This is a genomic window from Bradyrhizobium sp. WCU1 (genome assembly GCF_053474805.1).
Genome location: NZ_CM130280.1, coordinates 1,215,521 through 1,238,101 on the forward strand (window position 1 = coordinate 1,215,521; position 22,581 = coordinate 1,238,101).

Here is a 22,581-nt window from a genome sequence, read left to right on the forward strand (position 1 = left end):
GCGCTATGACGCAAAACTGATGTCGTCACGCTGGCTGACGTGCCAGGGGATCACCAGCCGCTCGATGCGGTCGACGATCCAGAACAGGATGACGCCGAGCAGCGCCAGGATCACCAGCGCGGCGAACATCGTCGGCAGGTCGAAGGTGCCGATCGAGCGCTGCATCACATAACCGATGCCGGAATTGGAGCCGACGAACTCGCCGACCACGGCGCCGACCACCGCGAGTGTCACCGACACTTTCAGGCCGGAGAATATCGCCGGCATCGCGTGCGGCAGGTTGACCGCGCAGAACACCTTGAAGCGGCTGCCCTGCATTGCGCGCGCCAGATCGACCATGTCGGGATCGACCGACTTGAAGCCCTGCACCGCCGAGACCACGACGGGGAAGAAGCCGAGCAGGAACGCGGAGATCACCTTGGGGACGATGCCGAAGCCGAACCAGACCACGAACAGCGGCGCGATCGCGATCTTCGGCACCGATTGCGAGAACACCAGGAGCGGATAAACGTAGCTCTCCACCGTCTTCGAGCCCGCGATCAGCATCGCTGTGGGAATGCCGAACAGCGCCGAGAGCAGGAAGCCGCAGAGCGTCGCATAGGTGGTCGGCCAGGACTGCCGCAGCAGTTCCGGCCAGTCGCTGATCAGCACCGTAACGACGTCACCGGGCGACGGGATCTGATAGGCGGGGATGTGGAACAGGCGGATCGAGAGATCCCAGGCCGCCACGATGACGATCAGGAACAGGAACGGGCGCACCCACGCCGCATTCAGCACCTTCGACAGGCCCGAAGGGCTCCTTGCCTCCGCCACGTCACACTCCCTTGCAGTTTCTCTCGTTCGGTTAGAAATTAACCTGTTGGATAATTACTGTCCAGCCCCCGGCACGCGACGAAATCGCGCTGGAATCCCATACTTTCGCCAGACGAGACTTTCTGGATACGGGCTGCGGACGAACCGCGAGCCGTCACACCACGCGGTGTTCCGCGGCGTGCCGCACCGGCATCACCCCGAACGCGGCGGTGGACTTACCCGTCAACGCCGCCAGCACCAGCGCAATCATATGCTCGAGACGTTCGTCGCGGGCGTCCTTCTTCAGGAGGTCGCGGCCGAAGATCACGCTCAAGGTGGCGCTGTTGGAGAGATAGAAGAACGCAAGCCCCGCGATCGAGATATAGAGCTGCACCGGATCGACCGTGACGCGGAAATCGCCGCTCTCGACGCCGCGCGTCACCACCGTGCGAATCATCTCGACGAACGGCGAGTGCATCGACTTGACCTTGGTCGAGCGCTTCAGGTGCTTTGCCTTGGCGAGGTTTTCCGTGTTCAGCAACGCCAGGAACTCGGGATTGCGCAGAAAATAGTTCCAGGTGAAGGCGATCAGGCGCCCGATCGCCTCGGGCGGATCGAGATGCTCGAGGTCGAGCGTGCGCTCTTCGGCACGGATCTTCTCATAGGCGCCTTCCAGCACCTCGAGATAGAGATCCTCCTTGTTGCCGACATGGTAGTACAGCATGCGCTTGTTGGCGCCGGCATTGGCCGCGATGCGATCGACCCGCGCGCCGGCGAGGCCATGGGTGGCGAATTCCTGCTTGGCCGCCTCGAGAATCCGCAGCCGCATCCCTTCCGGGTCGCGCTGCCATCTCTGTATTCGCTTTGCCTTCGCCAAAATCAATCGCCCGGTGATGCTGGATTGATGAACGTAGCATGACGCGCGACGTTTGAGAACGAATGTTGTCGCGACGGGCGTGCGGGAATATTTCTTGTCCCTTCGTCATTCCGGGGCTCGCGAAGCGAGAGCCCGGAATCCATCCATCCACGGAGCTTGCGGCTAGATGGATTCCGGGTTCGTGCTTCGCACGCCCCGGAATGACGAAAGCGCCACGCACGCTGCCGTGACGACGCACGCACAACCTGCGCCCTAGTCTGGCTTCCCCTGCGAGGGCTGCACCAGGAGCGTCGGCACACCGCACGTGCCGTTGCGCACCGTCATCACCCGCGTGCCGGGCTTGCGGCCGGCGCGGATCTCCGAGACGTCGACGCCGGCGGCAACCAGCCGCGCATGCGTGGCATCGATATCGGCGACGCGCCAGCAGATCCCGCGCAGCCGGTCCGGCGCGTCGGCCTCCACCTTGTTGCTCTGCTTGCCCGGCCGGTGCGTGACCTCGACGACGAGATCGCCGCAGCGGAAGAACATCAGCCGGCCCCACTCGGGATGCGAGCGGTCGAGCGCCATGTCGAGCCCGAGCCGCGCGCCGTAAAGCGCGGCGGCGCGTTCCGGATCGGCGGTCGAGACCACCACATGATCCATCGCCGTGATCGAGGCCGGCGTGGTGCGCACCGAGAGCGGCCGCTCCTGCTCCCGCTCCAGGAAGAACATCCGCACGCCGCGCGTCGTGTCGGTCGCAGCGCGCGTGCGCTTCCACGACAGCGTGGCACCGCTGACATCGTCGCGGCTCTCGACCTCGGCGACCGGCTCGGGCTTCAGCGTCAGCCGGTCGAGCCTGCGATGCGTCCTCTTGATATCGCTGGTGCGAAAACAGAGGCTCGCAAGCCCCTCGCCCTGGGTGACGAGCGCGCCGCGGACGCGTTGCGCGGCGGCATCGTCGCCGCGCGGCGCCATCAATTCCAGCGTGGTGTTATCGAGCGTGAACAGCACGCGGTCGGCGCCGTCGCCGCTGTTGCGCCAGGCCGGCGCCCGCGCGAACAGCGTCTCGTAGGCGGCACTGGCAGCGCTGATGTCGCCGGTCAGGACGACGATGTGGTCAAGACCGGTAATCATGGCACGGGCCTCCCCGAATCTGCCGTCATGATGCTTCTCCCTCACGCAACCTCGGAACCGCGAGCAGCGGGCCGCCATTATGCCGAATGCCAGCGCCGCGCGGCTGCCCACATCTCTAGCCACAACCAGCCAAAGTTGCGAATAATTTCAGCGAAATCGGCCGAGCAGCGGTGCTAGTCTGCCGTGCCGGCCGGGACCACACCAAGCCACGACGGAAAGCGAATGCAGGCTCTCTTCATCGGACAGACCTATATCGACGTCACCTTCATCACGGATCACATGCCGGTCGGCGACGAGAAGCACGTCGCCGACGCCTATGCCGTGTCGTTCGGCGGCAACGCCGTAACCGCAGCGTTCTGCTGCGCCAAGCTCGGCATCCAGCCGGACCTGATCGCGACCATGGCCAATGACTGGCTGGGGCGGATGTTCTGGGACATGGCCGACAGGTACGGCATCTCGTTCCACCCCCGCAAGGTCAACTCCTCCTCACTGTCCTTCATCATGCCCCACGATGGCAAGCGCGCCATCGTGCGCTGCCGCGACGACCAGCACATCCACCCCTTTCCGCTGCTGAACATCGATGGCTGCCGCGCGCTGCACATCGATGGCCATCAACCGGACGCCGCGATCCATTACGCGAAGCTGTGCCGCGAAGCCGGCATCCTGACCTCGCTTGACGGCGGCGGCCTGCGCACCAACACCCACGAGCTGCTCGCCTTCATCGATATTGCGATCGTCGCCGAGCGGCTGTGCGAGCAGATGGACAAGACGCCGGAGCAGATGCTCGACTATCTCAAGAGCCGCGGCTGCACGGTCGGCGGCGTCACCATGGGCGAGCGCGGCCTGCTCTGGTACGACGAAGCGGGCGTGGTGCGCACCTTGCCGGCCTTTCCGATACCGCGGGAACGGGTGATCGACACCAACGGCGCGGGCGATGTCTTCCACGGCGCCTACATCTATTCCTACCTCTCAAATCCGAGCAAGGGCTGGCATGAGCATTTCAAGTTCGCGCGTGCGGCGTCGACCTACAAGATCCAGAAGCTCGGCAACGAGGCCGGCCTGCCGACGCTGGCCGATATCGCGGCCGTCAAGCAGGAGTTCCGCGCCGAGGCCTGATCGGGCGGATCGAGGCTAGGCCATGAGGCACGTTTTTGTCGCCGGCAGCATCAATATGGACGTGGTGGCGACCGCCGAGCGCCATCCGCGGGTCGGCGAAACCGTGGCCGGCGAGGCCGTGCTCTATTTTCCCGGTGGCAAGGGCGCCAATCAGGCCGTGGCATCGGCAAAACTCGGCGTTGCGACCACACTCATCGGCAGGCTCGGCACCGATGCGTTCGGCAAGGAGCTGAGAGCGTTCCTCGTCGCGCAAGGCGTCGATCTCAGCCTCGTCAAGACCACCGCTGGTGCGCATTCCGGCACGGCGATCATCACCATTGCCAATGCCGACAACACCATCGTGGTCGTGCCAGGCGCCAACGGGCTCGTCGATGCTCGTGATGTCGCGGTGCCTGCCATGGTGAAGGGTGACGTCGCGGTCAGCCAGTTCGAGATCCCGCTGCCGACGATCGCCGCATTCTTCCAGCGCGCCCGCGCCGCCGGCGCCACCACGATCCTCAATCCGGCACCGGCGAAACAGGCCGACAAGGCGCTGCTGGATCTGGTCGATATCCTGATCCTGAACGAGACCGAGCTTGGATTCCTCACGGGAACTGAGCTGCGCGACAGCGACGCACCCGCCCGCCTTGCCGAGGCGGCGCGAAGCTTGGGGCAAGGCAAGACCGTCTGCGTCACGCTCGGCAAACGCGGCGTTCTGGCGCTGGTCGAAGGCCAGCCGCTGCTGGTGCCGGGACGCGAGGTCAAGGCCGTCGATACGACAGGCGCCGGCGACTGCTTCGTCGGCGCCCTCGCCTCGCAGCTCGCGGGCGGCAAGCCGCTCGGCGACGCCCTGGCCTATGCCAACGCCGCCGCCTCGATTTGCGTGCAACGGATGGGCGCTGCGCCGTCGATGCCGACGGCGCAGGAGGTTAGCGCCGTTCTTTCCACGGGTCGTCCCGGCGAAGGCCGGGACCCATAACCACCGGCTTCCATTGTCTTGAACTGACGTCAACCCGCACCGCCTCAAATCGAGAGGCCGCGGCGTATGGGTCCCGGCCTTCGCCGGGACGACGATCCAACTACGCCAGCGCGCTCTTCAAATCAAAGCTCGCATCCGCGGCCTGCTCCGGCGTGATCGAGCCGCCGGCGCCGAGCAGCCGGCGGCCGAACATGTGATCGCCGGCGCGATTGACCGACTCGATGCCGAGCAGCCTGTCACCGCGATAGCAGAATGCCGAGAACGCGCCCTGCGCGCGGTCACCGCGCACCACCACGCGGTCGTAGCCGGTGGCGAGCCCCGCCATCTGCAGCTTGTCGGGGCCCTGGTCGCTCCAGAACCACGGCAGGCCGTCATAGACCTCGGTCTTCCCGGTCAGCCGCGACGCCACGCAACGCGCATGGTCGGTCGCGTTCTGCACCGATTCCAGCCGCAGCGATCCGCCGAACCGCTTGCTGGTGTAGAGCGCGCAATCGCCGATCGCGGAGACATTGGGATCGGCGGTCAGAAGATGCTCGTCGACGATGATGCCCGATGCGACCGGCAGGCCTGCCTCGGCGGCAAGCTCGACATTCGGCAGCACGCCGACGCCGACCACGACGAGATCGGCCGGGATGTGCGTGCCGTTGCTCAGGCTGACGCCGGTGACCTTGGCACCATCGGCCTCGATCGCCGTGACCTGCACCCCGAGGTGAATCCGGATGCCGGCCGCGGCGTGGCGCGCCTGCGAGAACTCGGAAATCTCCGCGGTCACCGCGCGCGCCATCACCCGAGATGCGAGCTCGACCACATCGACCTCGAGACCCTTGGCCCGTGCGGTGGCGGCGAATTCGAGCCCGATGAAGCCCGCGCCGATCACGACGACGCGCATGCCGGGCGCAAGCAATTCGCGCAGCGCATGGCTCTCATCGAGGATGCGCAGGTAGCGGACCGCGTCCAGCCTGGCGTTCGGAATATCGAGCAGCCGGTTCCGCGCGCCGGTCGCGAACACCAGGTGGCCGTAGTCGAGCGACGCGCCGGAGGCGAGCGCCACCTTCCGCGCATTGCGGTCGATCGCGTGCGCCCGATCGGTGATCAGCTCGATCTTGTTGTCGTGGTAGAATTTCTCGGGCCGGAACATCAAGGTCTCGGGCCCGCCGGTCCCCTTCAGATAGGCCTTCGACAAAGGCGGCCGCTGATACGGCAAATGGCCTTCGTCATTGATCAGGGCGATGCGCTCCGCAAAACCCGCCTGGCGCAGCGACGCCGCGAGTTGGAAGCCGGCATGTCCGGCGCCGACGATGATGACCGAGCCTGTCATCGGAACAACCCAAATTCGCGCGAGCAGGAGTGACCCATGCTGTTTCCTCTTGTCGATGTTAGCTTGCTTGCCCCGTCCCCACAGCGCTCGTGTCTGCGTACCGAAGGCTGACGGCCATTTGGCCTGATGGCCGGCGCGGACGCAAGGGGGTCTCCAGCAAATCCAGGCACCGCAGAACCGCCTCCGATACGGAGGCGGATTGCCACGGCTCGCGCCAGGGCCTTAAATGGCCCGAACCAACAAGCCCAAGGTCTTCAAAATGCCCGATCCCGCCTCCGCCAACGACCCCGCTCTGCTCCGCATCGACGGCGCCATCGCGACCATCACGCTGAACCGGCCGGCCGCATTCAACGCGATCGACCTGACGATCGCCAAAAAGCTGGAGCAGCTCAGCGCCGAGGTCGAGACCAACACGGACGTCCGCGTCCTGGTCATCGAAGGCGAAGGCCGCGCCTTCTGCGCCGGCGGCGATCTGCAGACGATCGGCGCCGCCGCCGAGACCAACAATGTCACCCCGGTGGTCAGCGAGATGCTGCGCCACTACCATGCCTTCATCGAGACGGTGCGGCGGATGCCGAAGATCGTGCTGTCGAGCGTGCATGGTTCGGCGGCCGGCGCCGGCATGGGCCTCGCCTTCGTGACCGATCTGTGCATCGCCGCCGACGATGCCCGCTTCACGCCGGCCTATGCCAAGATCGGCGTGTCGCCGGACGGCGGCAGCACGGTCGGCATCGTGGGCACGGTCGGCACCCGTCGCGCGCTGCAGATTTTCCTTGCCGAGGACGGCTTCACCGCGCAACAGGCCTATGAATGGGGGCTGGTCGTCAAAACCGTCCCCGCGGCCGAGCTGAAGGCGGCCACAAGGCAACTCGCCGAGCGCCTGGCGAAAAATCCGCCGGCCGCGATCGCTGGGACCAAATCACTGGTCTATCAGGCGGTCACCACACCGACCAGGCAGCAGCTGGACGCCGAGGAGCACAAGATCATCACGTCGATGCACACCGAGGACTTCCGCGTCGCCGTGAAGAAGTTCACCAGCAAGTCGAAGTAGCGGTCCGGCTAGTTCGGGCAGATGTATCCGGTACCGCCGGGCGCCTTGAAACAGCCGACAGACTCCGGGATTACCTGCTTGGGCAGCCACAGCACGACCTTCGGGAAATAGATGGTGAAACAGATCGTGACCAGGAACACGACATAGATCGGCAGCGCCGCCCGCAGCGCTTTTGCAAAGCTGATGCCGACGAATTTCGAGGCCATCAGCAGCACGAGCCCGTAGGGCGGCGTGATCAGGCCGAATGCCAGCGTTGCGATCAGCACCACGCCCATGTGCACGCCGTTGATGTCGCCGGCTTGGGTCAGCGCGTTGACCAGCGGCATGAAGATGATGATGGTCGGCACCGGCTCGATGAAGTCGCCGACCACCGTGAACAGCAGCACCATCAAGAGCATGATGAGGTGCGGATCGTTGCCGGCGATCGAGGTGATCCAGTCGGCGATGTAGATCGCGCCGCGCAGATAGGCGAGCATCCAGCCGAATGCATTCGCGGCGCCGATCGTGATCAGCGGCAGCGAGAAGATCAGGCCGGCGAGGCAGAAATCGTACGGAATCTTCTTCAGGTGACCGCGGTTCAGCGCCGGGATCACCAAGATGATGATGTAGGCGACCGCGACTACGCCGGCTTCGGTCGGCGTGAACCAGCCGGTCAGGATGCCGCCGAGCAGGATCACCGGGATCATCAGCGGCAGCGCGGCGTCACCGGCGGCGAACACGACCTGGCGCAGCGGCGCGCGGGGCTTGCGCAGGCCTGACGGCCCGAAGAAATAACAGTAGATCATCAGCCCGAAGCCGATCATGAGGCCGGGGACCACGCCTGCCATGAACAGGCCGGCGATCGAGACATTGCCGACCGCGCCATAGACCACCGCCGTGATGCTCGGCGGCACCAGCGCCGCAATCGTCGAGGCCGAGGCGATGATCGCGGCGATGAAGGCCGGCTCATAGCCCTCCCGCTTCATCGGTCCGCCGAGCGCGCGGCTCATGACCGCGACATCGGCGGTGGTCGAGCCCGACATCTCCGAGAAGAACATGCTGAACACGACGACGACCTGCGACAGCCCGCCCCTGATATGCCCGACCAGCGAGACCGACAGGTTGGCGATGCGGACCACGACATTCGCGGAGCTCATGAGCTCGCCGACCAGGAGGAAGAACGGGATCGCAAGCAGCGCCTCGGAATCGACGCCGTCGAAGATCTTCTGGATGATCGCCGCCAGCGAGACGTCCGACAGCATGGCGCCGACGAACACGCCGGCCATCAGCGAGAACGGCACCGGCACGCCGAGATAGCCGAAGAACAGGAAGCAGGACGACATCAGCACGAGCACCACCGGCGCGCTCACGGCTGCGCCCCCGTGGTCGAAGGGATCGCGAGGTCCTCGTCCGGCGGCTCCGGATGGTCAAAGCCGTTGCGGATGCCGTTGACGAGTTGCTCGATCGTGAACAGGCCGATCAGGATTCCCGACAGCGGGATCACCGCATAGAGCGAGGCGATCGGCGTACCCGACGGCAGGCGGAAGCTGCCGAAGCCGCGCAGGTAGTTCTGATAGCCATACCAGACCAGGCAGAAGGCGACGCCCAGCACGACCAGCCGAATGATGATCTCGACGACCAGCCGCGACCGGCCATGCATCGCCTCCGAGAGCGCGGTGAGATAGAGATGATCATTGCGCCTGGTCGCGACCGCGGCCCCGATGAAGATCGCGTATATGAACAGCGTCGAGGTCACCTCCTGCAGCCACAGCCAGGGGTGGCCGATGGTGCGGGTGACGATGTCGGCGGTGACCGAGAGCGAGAAGCCGAAGCACAACAGCCCGCACAGCATCATCAGGACCAACTCGAGCCGATCGAGCGCCCGCCACTTCAGATGCCGCTGCCGTTGCAGCACCAGTCTGTCGGCGATGGCCATGGCTCGAAATTCCTCGTCGTCCCGGCGAAGGCCGGGACCCATAACCCCGGCTCGAGTTGTGCAGAAAAGTCGGCAACCCAATTGCTTAATTAAAGGCCGCGGCGTATGGGTCCCGGCTTTCGCCGGGACGACGCTCGTCTAGTTGATCGCGCGGATCAGGTTCTTGATCTTCTCGGCATGCGGGCCGAGCTCCCTGGCGAGCTTGTCGAGATAGGGATCGGCGATCGCCGTAAAGCTCTTCTTGTCGACATCCTCGACCACCTTGACGCCGAACGATTTCAGCTTGGTCAGCGCATTGCGCTCGAGCTCGAACGCCTTCTGCGGCTCCTTGGCGCTGACCTCGTTGGCGGCAGCCTGCACCCACTGCTTTTGCTCGGCGGAGAGGCTCTGCCACAGCTTGTCGGAGACGAACAGCAGCGCATTGTTGGCCTCGTGCTCGGTGATCGAGAGCACCGGCGCGACCTCGTAATGCTTGTTGACCAGATAGACATTGATGCTGTTCTCGGCGGCGTCGACCACGCCGGTCTGCAGCGAGGTGTAGACGCTGCCGAACGGCATGTGCACCGTCTGCGCGCCATAGGCCGGGAACATGGTATCCTCGGTCGCGGTCGCCTGCACCCGGACCTTCATGCCCTTGATGTCGCCGACGTTGTGGACTTCCCTCTTGCTGTAGATGTGACGCACGCCCTGCGAGCCGGTGCCGATCACATGCAGGCCCTGGGCGGTGTCGTCGATCATGGTCTTGATGGCGTCGAACACCTTTGGGTCGGCCAGCGCCTTGATGACATGGGCCTCGTTGCGGAACAGGAAGTGCAGCGACATCACGCCCGCCTGCGGCGAGATCGTCGCGGTGTTGGCGGAGGAGATGATCGCGAACTCGATATCCCCTGACTTCACGAGCTGCAGCAGCTGGGGCTCCTGGCCGAGCTGCGCGCCGGGATATTGATCGACGACCAGAGTCCCCTTGCTCAACTCCTTGAGCTTCTCGGCGAACAGATCACCGGCGACCGAATAGCCGGTGTTGCGCGGCTGGTCATAGGCGAAACGGAAGTGCTTGACCTCCTGTGCGCCGGCGCTCGACGGCAGCAGCAGCGCTGCCGCGGCCATGGCTATCCCGACGATCCCGGCTGAAGTGCCCATCGCGACGCTCCCCCTGTTTTTGCTTGACGCGATCATCCCACCAGTCTCGCGGGATTGTCAATAAAACAGAGGTAATCAGCTCATCGTAGGCGCGAACGAGCGCCGCATTACAGAAATTATCGACAATTCAGCAAATAGCCGAACTTGGCGCGCGTTACTTCCCCTTACTTCCCCTTGGCGCTCATGAAGTCGAAATCGCAGCCTTCGTCGGCCTGCAGGATGGTCTCGTTGAAGAGATGCGCGTAGCCGCGCTTCGCCCAGTCCGGCGTGCCGGCCGGCGCGAGCGCTGCGCGACGCTTCTCAAGTTCGGCCTCATCGACCAGCAGATCGATGCTGCGCTTGGCGACATCGAGCCGGATCATGTCGCCGTTGCGCACCAGTCCGAGCGGACCGCCGACGGCGGACTCCGGCGTGATGTGCAGCACGATGGTGCCGAACGCGGTGCCGCTCATGCGCGCATCAGAGATCCGGACCATGTCCTTCACCCCGGCGCGCGCCAGCTTCTTCGGGATCGGCAGGTAGCCCGCCTCCGGCATGCCCGGCGCGCCCTTCGGGCCGGCATTGCGCAGCACCAGCACGTCGTCAGCGGTCACGTCGAGCGCGGGATCATCGACCCGCAGCGTCATGTCTTCGACCGACTCGAACACCACGGCGCGGCCGGTGTGCTGCAACAGCTTTGGGCTCGCCGCCGACTGCTTGATCACGGCGCCGCGCGGCGCGAGATTGCCGTGCAGGATCGCCATCGCACCTTCGGACTTGATCGGGTTTGCCTTGGAGCGGATGGCATCCTGCCCCGGCACGTCCTCTGCATTAGCCACGACCTCGCGCAAGGTCTGACCGGTGATGGTCCTCGCGTCGAGATCGATGAGGTCGCCGAGTTGCGCCATCAGCTTCGGCACACCACCGGCATGATGGAAGTGTTCCATGTAATGCTCGCCCGACGGCTTGAGGTCGACCAGCACCGGCACCTCGCGGCCCAGTCTGTCGAACGCCTCGAGGTCGATCTTGTGCGGCGAGCGGTTGGCGATGGCGGTGAGGTGGATCAGCCCGTTGGTCGAGCCGCCGATCGCCTGCATGACAACCTGGGCGTTGCGGAACGAGGCCGGCGTCAGGATCTCGCTCGGCTTCGGTCCCTTGGTCTTCGCCATCTCGGCGGCGACGCGGCCGCTGGCCTCGGCGGAGCGGAAGCGTTCGGCATGCGGCGCCGGGATCGTCGCGCTCATCGGCAGCGACAGGCCGAGCGCCTCGGTGATGCAGGCCATCGTGGAAGCCGTGCCCATCACCATGCAAGTGCCCACGGAGGGCGCAAGGCGCCCGTTCACCGCCTCGATCTCGTTGTCGTCGATCTCGCCGGCGCGATACTTGCCCCACAGCCTTCGGCAGTCGGTGCAGGCGCCGAGCACCTCGCCCTTGTGATGGCCGACCACCATCGGCCCGACTGGAATCACCACCGTCGGCAGGTCGGCGCTGATCGCGGCCATGAGCTGTGCCGGCAGGGTCTTGTCGCAGCCGCCGATCACGATCACCGCATCCATCGGCTGGGCGCGGATCATCTCCTCGGTATCCATCGCCATCAGGTTGCGCAGATACATCGAGGTCGGATGCGCAAAGCTCTCGGCGATCGAGATGGTCGGGAACACGAACGGCATCGCGCCCGACAGCATCACGCCGCGCTTCACCGCCTCGATGATCTGCGGCACGTTGCCGTGGCAGGGATTGTAGTCGCTGTAGGTGTTGGTGATGCCGACGATCGGGCGATTGAGCGCGTCGTCGGAATAGCCCATCGCCTTGATGAAGGCCTTGCGCAGGAACAGCGAGAAGCCGGCGTCACCGTAGCTGGTCAGTCCCTTGCGAAGTCCGTCGGCCATTTTCTTCTCGTCCCGTGGTTATCAGGTCGCACTTAAGGAGCGGCCGGAATTATTGTCAATATGAGATAATCCGGCGGCAGCGGGTGGCTGCTCCGCGGCAAAATTGCTCTCATTATTGACAATGGCCAGAGCATCATGCTGACCTCAGGGCATCGCCCCCGAAGCCCAGAGCCCATGAAAGCCGAGCCCGTCCCGCCCGAACTCCTGGCCCCCTCGCGCGAGGAGGAACAGGCGGAAGTTATCCGCCGGCTGGAGGAGGACATCATCTTCGGCCGCTTCGCGCCTGGCCTGCGGCTGGTCGAGGATACGCTGATGCAGCGCTACGGCGCGAGCCGGCATTTCGTCCGCCAGGCGCTGTTCCAGCTCGAGCGCCAGGGCATCGTGCTGCGCGAGAAGAATGTCGGCGCCACGGTGCGGTTCTATTCGGCCGAGGAGGTGCGGCAGATCTACGAGGTGCGCGAGATGCTGACGCGGCAGGCCGCGCTGATGATCGCCCTGCCCGCGCCGGACAGCCTGATCGACCAGCTGAGCGAGCTGCAGCGGCACTACTGCCTCAAGGCCGACACGCAGGACATGCGCGGCATCCATGAGACCAACGACGCATTCCACCTCGCGCTGTTCTCGGCCTGCGGCAATCCCTATCTGGTGCGCTCACTGCAGGACTACATGAACCTGACACTGCCGATGCGCGCCAAGAACCTCGCCGACAGCGAAGGCCTCGCGCTGTCGCGCCGCCAGCACGAATTGATGATCGAGCTCCTGAAGGGCCGCGACAGCTGGGCGCTGGCGCAGCTCTGCGTCGATCACATGCAGTACAGCAAGGCGGATTATCTGGTCCGCATCTCCAACGACAAAAAGCCGCAATAGCGCGATACGCGGCCTCCTCGTGAAGGGGAGACGGCGATGCGCTACGTGGCTTTGTTGATGGGATCGTTCGCCGTGCAGCTTTCGCTCGGCGGAATTGCGGAGGCGGCCGACCCGCGCGCGACCGAACTCACCTACGAGCCCTGGGCCAAGACCTGCCTGACCGAGGCGAGCTGCTTCGTTGCCGCTGCCGCACGCGGCCAGTGCGCGCCCTCGGGCGGCACCATCAGCATCTCGCCGCAGAGCCCGACGCGCGCGCTGCTCACTGCCAATGTCGGCACGCGGACCATGCTGGAAGGCACGATCAGCCTGCGGATCGACCAGGACGAGCCGATGCAGATCGCGCGGACGCACTGCTACACGCTGGGCTGCGGCGGGAGGCCAATGGCGAACTGATCGAACGGCTGAAGCATGCGCAGACGATCGTGGTGGAAGCCAAGAACCTGACCGGACAGAAGATCAGCCTCAACTTCCCGCTCGCGCACTTCTCCCAGACCTATGATGGGCCCGGAAGCGCCCCCAAGGCGACCTCCGGGAAAGGTGCCAACGAGCCGCAGCGGGAGCACACCGAGGCGGTGAAGCAGCTGCCGCAGTGCGAGGATTGATCACTTCTTCCAGTCGATCACCGCTGTCCTGTCGCCGTCGAATTCCATGCTGCAGAACGCGCCGCCCTGGTAGTAGTCGCCGACCGGATCGGGCGGCAGCTTGGCCTGCTCGGCCATCGCGTGCTCGCGAAAATCTTCGCCGCGGCCGGTCGGACGATAGCCGAGATCATAGGCGCGGTGATTGTCCCACCACGAGCGCTCATTGTACGACGCGCCGTACAGCACCTCGAAATGGATATCGGGATGTTCGAGCCCGATCCGGCAGAGCTGCACCAGATCTTCCGGCTTGAGCCAGATCGACAGCCTGCGGTGATCGAGCGGCGCCTCGCCGAAATTGCCGATCCGGATGCAGGTCACCTTGATGCCGTGCTTGTCGGCATAGAGCGCGCCGACGCCCTCGCCGAACACCTTGCTGACGCCGTAGCGGCTGTCCGGGCGCGCGGTGACGTCGGTGCCGATGCGATGATGCCGCGGGTAGAAGCCGACCGCGTGATTTGACGAGGCGAAGATCACGCGCTTGACGCCCTGCTTGCGCGCGGCCTCGAACAGATTGTAGCCGCCGATGATGTTGGCCTGCAGGATCGCATCCCAGGACCCTTCGACCGAATAGCCGCCGAAATGCAGGATGCCGTCGACGCCCTCGCAGACCGCCTCGACCTGTGCGAGGTCGGCGAGATCGGCGGCCTTGAATTTCTCGTGTCCGCCGAGATCGGAGGGCTGCTTGATGTCGCTGAGCAGGAGGTCGGGATAGATCGGCGGCAGCAGCTTGCGCAGGCTCGTTCCGATTCCCCCCGATGCGCCGGTCATCAATATGCGTGGCATGCCGTCCCTCGTCTTTCCTGATTGATCAGCGCAATCCCTGGAGCAAATTGCGATCGCAGGCCGACAATGATAGCAAACCAAGCGCTCAAGGAAACACCATCGAAACACAACAACGAGAACAGCAAATGTCCGATGTTCATTCCGCCGGCTGGCGTCCCGCGACGTACTATCCCGATCCCGCGATCCACGCGCTCGACCCGCGCTTCGAGAAATACTGGCTAAAACTCTCCGCGGTCGAACGCATCGCGACCGGCCTGCGCTGGGCCGAAGGCCCGGTGTGGTTCGGCGACGGCCGCTATCTGTTGTGCAGCGACATCCCGAACCAGCGCATCCTGAAATGGGAGGAGGAGACCGGCGCGGTCAGCGTCTTCCGCAAGCCGTCGAACTTCGCCAACGGCAACACCCGCGACCGCCAGGGCCGGCTGATCACCTGCGAGCACGGCGGCCGCCGCGTGGTGCGCACCGAATATGACGGATCGATCACGGTACTGATCGATAGCTTCGGCGGCAAGCGGCTGAACTCACCGAACGACGTCGTGGTGAAATCCGACGGCGCGATCTGGTTCACCGATCCGACCTTCGGCCTGCTCGGCAATTACGAGGGCTACAAGGCCGAGCCCGAGATCGACGCCAATGTCTACCGGCTCGATCCGGAAACCGGCAAGGCCACCATCGTCGCCGAAGGCGTGCTCGGCCCCAACGGGCTGTGCTTCTCGCCGGACGAGACAATCCTCTACGTCGTGGAATCCCGCGGCGTGCCGAACCGCAAGATCCTGGCCTATGACGTTTCCGCCGACGGCACGACGATCTCCAACAAGCGCGTCTTCATCGATGCCGGCCCGGGCACGCCGGACGGTATGCGCTGCGACATCGACGGCAATCTGTGGTGCGGCTGGGGCATGGGCGACCCCGAGCTCGACGGCGTCGTGGTGTTCGCGCCCGACGGCGTCATGATCGGTCGCATCGCGCTGCCGGAGCGCTGCGCCAATCTCTGCTTCGGCGGCGTCAAGCGCAACCGCCTGTTCATGGCCGCGAGCCAGTCGATCTATGCGCTCTACGTCAACACCCAGGGCGCACTCGGCGGGTAGTAGTTCTTGGTCGTCCCGGCCTAATGCGCAATTGCGCACGGGAGCCGGGACCCATACCGCGTGATCTATCGAGCAAGAAAGTCGCAGTACCACGGCACGGCCAAATCTTCGCCAAACCTCTCCCTGTGGTTATGGGTCCCGGCCTTCGCCGGGACGACAATGAATATGCGGCATCCCAAAACGTCTGACGCCGGAGCAGTTGCCTGCCCCGGCGCCAGAATGTCGTCTCTCGTGCGTTCGGCTTACGCGGCGTTGTAGCCGGCGACAGCCTTGGCCTCGAGGTATTCTTCCAGCCCGTAACGGCCCCACTCGCGGCCGTTGCCCGACTGCTTGTAGCCACCGAACGGCGCGGTGCGCTCGTTCGGCACGCCCTGCAGGTTGACGTTGCCGGCGCGGATCTGGCGGCCGACGCGGCGCGCGGTCTCCACGGTGTCGGCCGAGACGTAGCCGGCAAGACCATACGGCGTGTCGTTGGCGATCTTCACGGCTTCCGCTTCGTCCTTGGCGCCGATGATCGTCAGCACCGGCCCGAAGATCTCCTCGCGGGCGATCGTCATGTCGTTGGTGACGTCGGCGAAGATGGTCGGGCGGACATAGAAGCCCTTGTTGACGCCTTCGGGCAGGCCCGGGCCGCCGGCGACGAGCGTTGCGCCCTCGTCGATGCCCTTCTGGATCAGCGCCTGGATCTTGTCCCACTGGCCGCGGTTGACCACCGGACCGATCGTGGTGCCGTCGGCACGCGGATCGCCGGCCTTGGTCTTGTCGGCGACGCCCTTCGCGATCGCAGCCACTTCCTTCATCCTGGAGAGCGGCACGATCATGCGCGACGGCGCGTTGCAGGACTGGCCCGAGTTGTTGAACATGTGCATCACGCCGCCGGTCACCGCCTTGGCGAGGTCTGCACCCTCGAGGATCACGTTCGGCGACTTGCCGCCGAGCTCCTGGCTGACACGCTTGACGGTCGGCGCCGCACGCTTGGCGACGTCGACGCCGGCGCGGGTCGAGCCGGTGAACGAGATCATGTCGATGTCCGGGTGCTCGCTCATCGCAGCACCCACCTCCGGGCCGAGGCCGTTGAGCAGGTTGAACACGCCCTTCGGCACGCCGGCTTCATGGAGGATTTCCGCGAAGATCAGCGCCGAGGTCGGGGTGAACTCCGACGGCTTGAGGATCATGGTGCAGCCGGCGGCGAGCGCGGGCGCGACCTTGCAGGCGATCTGGTTGAGCGGCCAGTTCCAAGGCGTGATCATGCCGACGACGCCGACCGGCTCTCGCACGATCACGGCGGTGCCCATGGTCTCCTCGAACTCGTACTTCTTCAGCACTTCGAGGGTGTTCATGAGGTGGCCGAGCCCAGCGCCGGCCTGCAGCTTCTCCGCCATCGGCAGCGGCGCGCCCATCTCGTCGGAGACGGCAGCGCCGATCTCCTTCATGCGGCCCTTGTAGACCTCGACGATCCTGGTGAGCAGCGCGATGCGCTCTTCGCGGCTGGTCTTGGAATAGGTCTCGAACGCGCGCTTGGCGGCGGCGACTGCCTTGTCGACATCGGCCTTGGAGCCGAGCGCAATCTCATACATCGCTTCTTCGGTCGCCGGATTGACGACGGGGGTGGACTTGCCTTTGACGACGGGATCGACCCAGGCGCCGTCGATGTAGAATTGCATGCGATTGACCATCGGAAACCTCTTGTAGGGGGCGTATGGAATTGGGAACGGAAAGCGTTCGGCAGGCATCCTTGCACGAAAGCAGGGCGAATTGAACCCGCCATATGCGGGGCGCGGCTCGTGCACGCACGGCGCATATAAGGGTCGAGGCAAGAGGCTGGCAAGGCTCTCTCCCCGTCATTCCGGGATGCGCCGTTTGGCGCAGGCCCGGAATCCATTTCACCACGAAATTTGCGGCCCGATGGATTCCGGGCTCGTCGCTTCGCGCCGCCCCGGAATGACGACTCGCGTGTGTGGCTACACCGCCATCTTGCGATGCCGCACCGGGGCGCCGGCCGAGACGCTTTCCGCAGCATCGATGATGGCGTTGGCGTCGATGCCGTAGTGCCGGTAGAGGTCGGCGATGGTGCCGGTCTGGCCGAAATGCTCGACGCCGAGCGCCTCGAGGCGGTGGCCGCGCACGCTGCCGAGCCAGCCGAGCGTGGCCGGATGGCCGTCGATCACGGTCACAATGCCGCAGTCGCGGCCGAGCGGCGCCAGCAACTGCTCGATATGACTCAAATGCTGCACGCCGCGGCGGTCGCGGCGCAAATTCCGCGCGGCGGACCAACCCGCATAGAGCCGATCGGCCGAGGTTACCGCCAGGAGACCGACGTCGCGGTGGCTCTCGCCGATCAGGCCGACCGCCTCGATCGCCTCAGGCGCGACAGTGCCGGTATACGCGATGACGATGTCGCAGTTCGGGCCCGGCTTGCGCATCCAGTAGGCGCCGTCGGTAATGTCGCGCTGCAGGTCCGGCGTCATGATCCGTTGCGGCTGCTCCAGCATTCGGGTCGAGAGTCGCAAGTAAACCGAACCACCCTCGGCGCCCTCGCGCTGCATGTGGCCGAAGCCCCAGCCCATGATCACGGCAAGTTCATCGACGAAGGCCGGATCGAACGAGGCGAGTCCGTCCTGCCCGATTCCGATCAAGGGCGTCTTGATCGACTGGTGCGCGCCGCCTTCCGGCGCCAGCGAGATGCCGGACGGCGTCGCCGCCACCATGAAGCGCGCATCCTGATAGCAGGCATAGTTCAACGCATCGAGGCCGCGCTCGATGAAGGGATCGTACAGCGTGCCGACCGGCAGCAGCCGCGCACCGTTGATCTGGTGCGACAGGCCGAGCGCCGAGAGCATGATGAACAGATTCATCTCGGCGATACCGAGCTCGAGGTGCTGGCCCTTCGGCGAATACTCCCAGGTGTAGGCAGACGGGATCTTCTCCTGCCGGAACAGGTCGTGGTTCTCCGCCTTGGCGAACAGGCCGCGGCGGTTGACCCAGGCGCCGAGATTGGTCGACACGGTGACGTCGGGCGATGCGGTGACGATGCGCGATGCGAGCTCGCTATCGCCGCGCGCCAGTTCGTGCAGCACGAGGCCAAAGCCCTGCTGGGTCGACATCTGGGCTGAAGCCTTGAACGCCAGCCGCTCCGGCACATCGACGACGGGCGCCGAGAGCCGGCGGCGGCCCTCGCGATTGAACGGCGCATGGGCCAGGAACGCCTCGAGCTTGGCAGGTTCCTGCGACAGGCCCTCGAACTTGTCCCATTCGTGGCCGGTGCGGATGTTCTGCGCGGTGCGCCATTTCTCCATCTGCGCCACCGTCATCAGGCCGGCGTGGTTGTCCTTGTGGCCCTGCATCGGCAGGCCGACGCCCTTGATGGTGTAGGCGATGAAGCAGACCGGACGGTCATGGTCGATCGCCTCGAAGGCCTCGATCATGCTCGCCATGTCGTGGCCGCCGAGATTCGACATCAACGCCAGCAACTCGTCGTCGCTGCGCCGATCGATCAGGGCCGACACCTCGCCCTGGTCGCCGATATCGTCGCGCAGGTGCTTGCGGAACGCCGCCCCGCCCTGGAAGCACAGCGCCGCGTACATCTGGTTCGGGCAATTGTCGATCCAGCGCCTCAGCGCTTCGCCGCCGGGCTCGGCGAACGCCTCCAGCATCAGCTTGCCGTATTTCACGATCACCACGTCCCAGCCGAAATTGCGGAACATGGTTTCGAACTTGGCCCACAGCCCCTCGCGCACCACGGCGTCGAGCGACTGCCTGTTGTAGTCGACCACCCACCAGGTGTTGCGCAGGCCGTGCTTCCAGCCTTCGAGCAGCGCCTCGAAGATGTTGCCCTCGTCCATCTCGGCGTCGCCGACCAGCGCGATCATGCGGCCTTCGGGCCGGCCCCCCAACCAGCCATGCGCCTTGACGTAGTCCTGCACCAGCGAGGCGAACAGCGTCTGCGCCACGCCGAGGCCGACCGAGCCGGTGGAGAAGTCGACGTCGTCGGTGTCCTTGGTGCGCGACGGATAGGACTGCGCGCCCTTGTAGCCGCGGAAATTCTCCAGCTTGTCGCGGGTCTGGTGGCCGAACAGATACTGGATCGCGTGGAACACCGGGCTCGCATGCGGCTTCACCGCGACGCGGTCCTGTGGACGCAGCACCGAGAAGTAAAGCGCCGACATGATGTTGGCGAGCGAGGCCGACGAGGCCTGGTGGCCGCCGACCTTCAGCCCGTCGGTCGAGGGCCGCACATGGTTGGCGTGATGGATGGTCCATGACGACAGCCACAGCACCTTGCGGGCCAGGGCCGTGAGCATGTCGAGACGTTCCGGCGCGATTCCCATGGCAATGCTCCCAGCGATATTGCCGATGTTACTGCCGCTGGCACCGTCGAAAATCTCAATTCCACGCGACAGCACAGGAAAAATTGGGATAAATTCCCACGATCCCGCCTCAATCAACGAGTTCATCCCAATGCCTGCCCTCGATGCCATCGACCGCAAGATCCTGGCCCTGCTCCAGACCGACAGCCGCATGACCATGCAGGAGCTCGCCGACAAGGTCGGGCTGTCGGTCTCGCCCTGCCACCGCCGGGTCAAGCTGCTCGAGGAGCGCGGCGTGATCTCCCGCTACATCGCAACCGTCGACCAGAAGTCGATCGGGCTGCATGTCTCGGTGTTCATCTCGATCAAGCTCGCACGGCAGAAGGAGGAGGACCTCAACCGCTTCGCGCGCGCGATCTCGAAATGGGACGAGGTGCTCGAATGCTATTTGATGACCGGCAACCGCGACTATCTCTTGCGCGTCGTCGCCGCCGACCTCTCCTCCTATGAAGCGTTCCTGAAGAACAAGCTGACCCGGCTCGACGGCATCGCCTCGATCGAGTCGAGTTTTGCGCTGAGCCAGGTGAAATATTCAACGGCGCTGCCGGTGTAGGTGTGTGGTTGGTGAGCCGAACCGCGTCACCCCACAGTGTCGTCCTGGCGAAGGCCAGGACCCATAACCACCACATTCGGTGATGAACGGGATCGTGGCCCCGGCGTCGCGCAACAACAGACATTCGGGATAATGGGTCCTGGCTTTCGCCAGCACGACGGCGTGGATGGCTCTCGCTTTAAGCCGTCAAACAACGCGGTGTCATCGCCGCTGCGCAACAACCGGCCCGCAAAGAGTCGCACGCAATTCAGGTTGCGGCGGGAACCGAGCGGCAGCGTGGCGTGTTGGTATCGAGCATTATTGAGTGTTTTGACACAAGTGAGAACGAACATGGCTCGCCGCAGACACGTCTGGTTGGCGCTCATCGCGGTGCTCGCGACCGCGGCACCGGTGACGCTGTTCGCCGATCCCGCACAGGCAGCCCGCGGCGGCGGTCACGGTGGCGGCGGTTTCCACGGTGGCGGCGGCTTCCGTGGCGGTGGTGGCTTCCATGGCGGTGGTGGCGGTTTCCACGGCGGCGGGCTTCGTGCGGGTGGCTTCCACGGAGGAGGCTTTCACGGTGGCGGCGCCCGCGCGGGCGGTTTCCATACCATCCATACGGCGCCCCATGCCGCGACAAGAATGGGACGCAGCGGCGGCGCGCGGCAATTCCATGCCGTCCACAATCCGGCCATGGCCCACAGCCCGGCCGTCAGCCGCAATCCGGCGTTCTCGCACGGCGTAGCTGCGAGCCGCCAGGCGCCGTCGGCCGCCGCGATGCGGCGCAACGCCAGCGCCATCGGTCGCACTTTGTCCTCGCGTCCGGTCACGGCCGCCCTGCGCAGCCCGGGCGGCTTGCGCAACCCGGCGGCGCGCGCCGCGATCATGACGGCCGCCGCCGGCGCCGCCTGGGGCTATCACAACCACAATGGCGGCTGGTGGTGGCGCCATCCGCATGGCGGTTTCGGCTGGGTCGGTCCGGTGTTCTGGCCCTATGCCTATTACGATCTCTACGACTACGCCTGGTGGGGCGACGACTACGACCCGTACTTCTGGGACTATGGCTACAACGACATCTATACCGGCCTGTTCGGCCCCTATGACTACGATGCCTTGAGCGGCTATGCCGACTACCTGCCCGGCCGTACCGGTCCGCGGCCGCCGGTCGCGGGCCGCTCCGGTGCGCCCGCTCAAACTGCGACCCTCGCCGACATGTGCGGTAGCGACAGAAGCGATATCGCGGGCTTCCCGATCGAACAATTCCGCAGCGCGATCCAGCCCAATGCGGAGCAGAGCGCGGCGCTCGACGAACTCGCCACTGCATCGCAGAAGGCGTCCGAAACCATTCTCAGTTCATGTCCCAAGGACATCCCGTTGACCGCGCCGAGCCGCCTCGCCTCGATGCAGCAGCGCCTCCAGGCCATGCGCGACGCGGTCGGCACCCTGCAACCGGCGCTGGAGAAGTTCTACGGGCTGCTCAGCGACGATCAGAAAGCCAAGGTGACCGCGCTGGCAGCGGATCAGCAACGCAGCAGACGCGAGGCGACGCGAGACAACGGCAATTGCAACGCGGCGCAACCTGCCGCCATCGCATGGCCCAGCGAGATCATCGAACGCGACGTCAAACCCACCGACGCGCAGCGGGCGAGCCTCGATGCCTTGCGGGACGCGGCAACAAAGGCCGAGGACGCATTGAAATCGTCCTGTCCGCCCAGCGATGCGCGCACGCCGCCGGCGCGCCTTGCGGCAGTCGGAGCACGGCTCGATTCCATGCTCCAGGCGATCGGGACGGTACGCCCGGCCCTCGACACCTTCTACGGCGCGCTCAGCGACGAGCAGAAGGCGGCGTTCGACGCGGTCGGCCCCGGGCAGGACGGCGGCAGGACCGCAATGGCCGCAGCCAACGACGAACCGCCGCGAAGCCGTCATCGCCGCCACCGCCATCACGGTCCCAATATCGGCGGCATGATCTTCCGGATGATCGGCCTGTAGGGCTCGTCATCGCCGCCGCGCGCGGTTGGCGGCAACGCCATCCCAGGATCGCTTACCGCGGTCCGCTGCCTCTGCGCTCACCGGGCTACGGCGCGATCCAGACGCCGATCAGGATGATCGCCAATGAGACGGCAATCACGAGCACGTCGGTCGTGAGCCACTC

Annotated in this window: 20 protein-coding genes; 9 read left to right on the plus strand and 11 right to left on the minus strand. The window is 65.3% G+C overall.

Translation table 11 applies throughout. The features are described from left to right. Positions 1-3: 3 nt before the first annotated feature. The 3 genes from ACTUWL_RS05560 to ACTUWL_RS05570 all read right to left on the minus strand — a co-directional run bounded on the left by ACTUWL_RS05560 (position 4) and on the right by ACTUWL_RS05570 (position 2,782). The gene (locus ACTUWL_RS05560; protein WP_021076284.1) at positions 4-813 is read right to left on the minus strand and encodes an ABC transporter permease; all 810 of its coding nucleotides are present in this window, start codon (positions 811-813) and stop codon (positions 4-6) included. Positions 814-967: 154 nt separating this feature from the next. Beyond that, complete coding sequence (locus ACTUWL_RS05565; protein ID WP_021076285.1) at positions 968-1,621, minus strand: TetR/AcrR family transcriptional regulator; 654 nt, start codon at positions 1,619-1,621, stop codon at positions 968-970. 300 nt (positions 1,622-1,921) lie between these two features. Further along, positions 1,922-2,782 carry a VOC family protein gene (locus ACTUWL_RS05570; RefSeq protein WP_021076286.1) on the minus strand — a complete coding sequence of 287 codons (861 nt, stop codon included), beginning with the start codon at positions 2,780-2,782 and terminating at the stop codon, positions 1,922-1,924. 222 nt (positions 2,783-3,004) lie between these two features. Here ACTUWL_RS05570 and ACTUWL_RS05575 point away from each other — a divergent pair, with 222 nt between their 5' ends. Together ACTUWL_RS05575 and rbsK are read left to right on the plus strand one after the other, a co-directional pair. Next, complete coding sequence (locus ACTUWL_RS05575) at positions 3,005-3,898, plus strand: sugar kinase (RefSeq protein WP_021076287.1); 894 nt, start codon at positions 3,005-3,007, stop codon at positions 3,896-3,898. A gap of 22 nt (positions 3,899-3,920) precedes the next feature. Then, positions 3,921-4,856: a ribokinase gene (gene rbsK / locus ACTUWL_RS05580; protein ID WP_021076288.1), complete on the plus strand. Its 936-nt coding sequence runs from the start codon at positions 3,921-3,923 to the stop codon at positions 4,854-4,856. Between the two features lie 100 nt (positions 4,857-4,956). On the opposite strand, the gene ACTUWL_RS05585 is transcribed toward rbsK, so the two are convergent. Then, entirely contained in the window at positions 4,957-6,174 is a 1,218-nt protein-coding gene (locus ACTUWL_RS05585) for an NAD(P)/FAD-dependent oxidoreductase (RefSeq protein ID WP_021076289.1), read from the minus strand. A gap of 259 nt (positions 6,175-6,433) precedes the next feature. Between ACTUWL_RS05585 and ACTUWL_RS05590 the strand changes: the two genes are divergently transcribed. After that, positions 6,434-7,225: an enoyl-CoA hydratase/isomerase family protein gene (locus ACTUWL_RS05590; RefSeq protein WP_035649674.1), complete on the plus strand. Its 792-nt coding sequence runs from the start codon at positions 6,434-6,436 to the stop codon at positions 7,223-7,225. Between the two features lie 8 nt (positions 7,226-7,233). On the opposite strand, the gene ACTUWL_RS05595 is transcribed toward ACTUWL_RS05590, so the two are convergent. From ACTUWL_RS05595 to ACTUWL_RS05610, 4 genes are all read right to left on the minus strand, one after another. Then, positions 7,234-8,574, minus strand: a complete 1,341-nt coding sequence (locus ACTUWL_RS05595; RefSeq protein ID WP_035649647.1) for a TRAP transporter large permease — start codon at positions 8,572-8,574, stop codon at positions 7,234-7,236. Then, positions 8,571-9,140, minus strand: coding sequence for a TRAP transporter small permease (locus tag ACTUWL_RS05600; RefSeq protein WP_021076292.1), 570 nt, complete (start codon positions 9,138-9,140; stop codon positions 8,571-8,573). The genes ACTUWL_RS05595 and ACTUWL_RS05600 overlap by 4 nt, the downstream gene beginning before the upstream one ends. Before the next feature lie 138 nt (positions 9,141-9,278). Beyond that, complete coding sequence (locus tag ACTUWL_RS05605) at positions 9,279-10,280, minus strand: TRAP transporter substrate-binding protein (RefSeq protein WP_021076293.1); 1,002 nt, start codon at positions 10,278-10,280, stop codon at positions 9,279-9,281. 164 nt (positions 10,281-10,444) lie between these two features. Further along, positions 10,445-12,148, minus strand: coding sequence for an IlvD/Edd family dehydratase (locus tag ACTUWL_RS05610; protein ID WP_021076294.1), 1,704 nt, complete (start codon positions 12,146-12,148; stop codon positions 10,445-10,447). A 174-nt stretch (positions 12,149-12,322) separates the two neighbouring features. Between ACTUWL_RS05610 and ACTUWL_RS05615 the strand changes: the two genes are divergently transcribed. The 3 genes from ACTUWL_RS05615 to ACTUWL_RS05625 are packed head-to-tail and all read left to right on the plus strand — an operon-like array spanning position 12,323 to position 13,617. Further along, the gene (locus tag ACTUWL_RS05615) at positions 12,323-13,015 is read left to right on the plus strand and encodes a GntR family transcriptional regulator (RefSeq protein WP_035649653.1); all 693 of its coding nucleotides are present in this window, start codon (positions 12,323-12,325) and stop codon (positions 13,013-13,015) included. Positions 13,016-13,051: 36 nt separating this feature from the next. Beyond that, entirely contained in the window at positions 13,052-13,408 is a 357-nt protein-coding gene (locus ACTUWL_RS05620) for a hypothetical protein (RefSeq protein WP_021076296.1), read from the plus strand. A 29-nt stretch (positions 13,409-13,437) separates the two neighbouring features. Beyond that, complete coding sequence (locus ACTUWL_RS05625) at positions 13,438-13,617, plus strand: hypothetical protein (RefSeq protein ID WP_021076297.1); 180 nt, start codon at positions 13,438-13,440, stop codon at positions 13,615-13,617. On the opposite strand, the gene ACTUWL_RS05630 is transcribed toward ACTUWL_RS05625, so the two are convergent. After that, positions 13,618-14,439, minus strand: a complete 822-nt coding sequence (locus ACTUWL_RS05630; RefSeq protein ID WP_021076298.1) for an NAD-dependent epimerase/dehydratase family protein — start codon at positions 14,437-14,439, stop codon at positions 13,618-13,620. A gap of 125 nt (positions 14,440-14,564) precedes the next feature. Between ACTUWL_RS05630 and ACTUWL_RS05635 the strand changes: the two genes are divergently transcribed. Continuing rightward, positions 14,565-15,527 carry an SMP-30/gluconolactonase/LRE family protein gene (locus ACTUWL_RS05635; protein ID WP_021076299.1) on the plus strand — a complete coding sequence of 321 codons (963 nt, stop codon included), beginning with the start codon at positions 14,565-14,567 and terminating at the stop codon, positions 15,525-15,527. 242 nt (positions 15,528-15,769) lie between these two features. On the opposite strand, the gene ACTUWL_RS05640 is transcribed toward ACTUWL_RS05635, so the two are convergent. Then, positions 15,770-17,203 carry an aldehyde dehydrogenase family protein gene (locus tag ACTUWL_RS05640; protein ID WP_021076300.1) on the minus strand — a complete coding sequence of 478 codons (1,434 nt, stop codon included), beginning with the start codon at positions 17,201-17,203 and terminating at the stop codon, positions 15,770-15,772. Positions 17,204-17,488: 285 nt separating this feature from the next. Continuing rightward, entirely contained in the window at positions 17,489-19,855 is a 2,367-nt protein-coding gene (locus ACTUWL_RS05645) for a pyruvate dehydrogenase E1 component (RefSeq protein ID WP_021076301.1), read from the minus strand. A gap of 130 nt (positions 19,856-19,985) precedes the next feature. Between ACTUWL_RS05645 and ACTUWL_RS05650 the strand changes: the two genes are divergently transcribed. After that, positions 19,986-20,447 carry an Lrp/AsnC family transcriptional regulator gene (locus ACTUWL_RS05650; protein ID WP_021076302.1) on the plus strand — a complete coding sequence of 154 codons (462 nt, stop codon included), beginning with the start codon at positions 19,986-19,988 and terminating at the stop codon, positions 20,445-20,447. 330 nt (positions 20,448-20,777) lie between these two features. Then, positions 20,778-22,418, plus strand: a complete 1,641-nt coding sequence (locus tag ACTUWL_RS05655) for a Spy/CpxP family protein refolding chaperone (protein WP_021076303.1) — start codon at positions 20,778-20,780, stop codon at positions 22,416-22,418. Positions 22,419-22,581 lie beyond the last annotated feature (163 nt).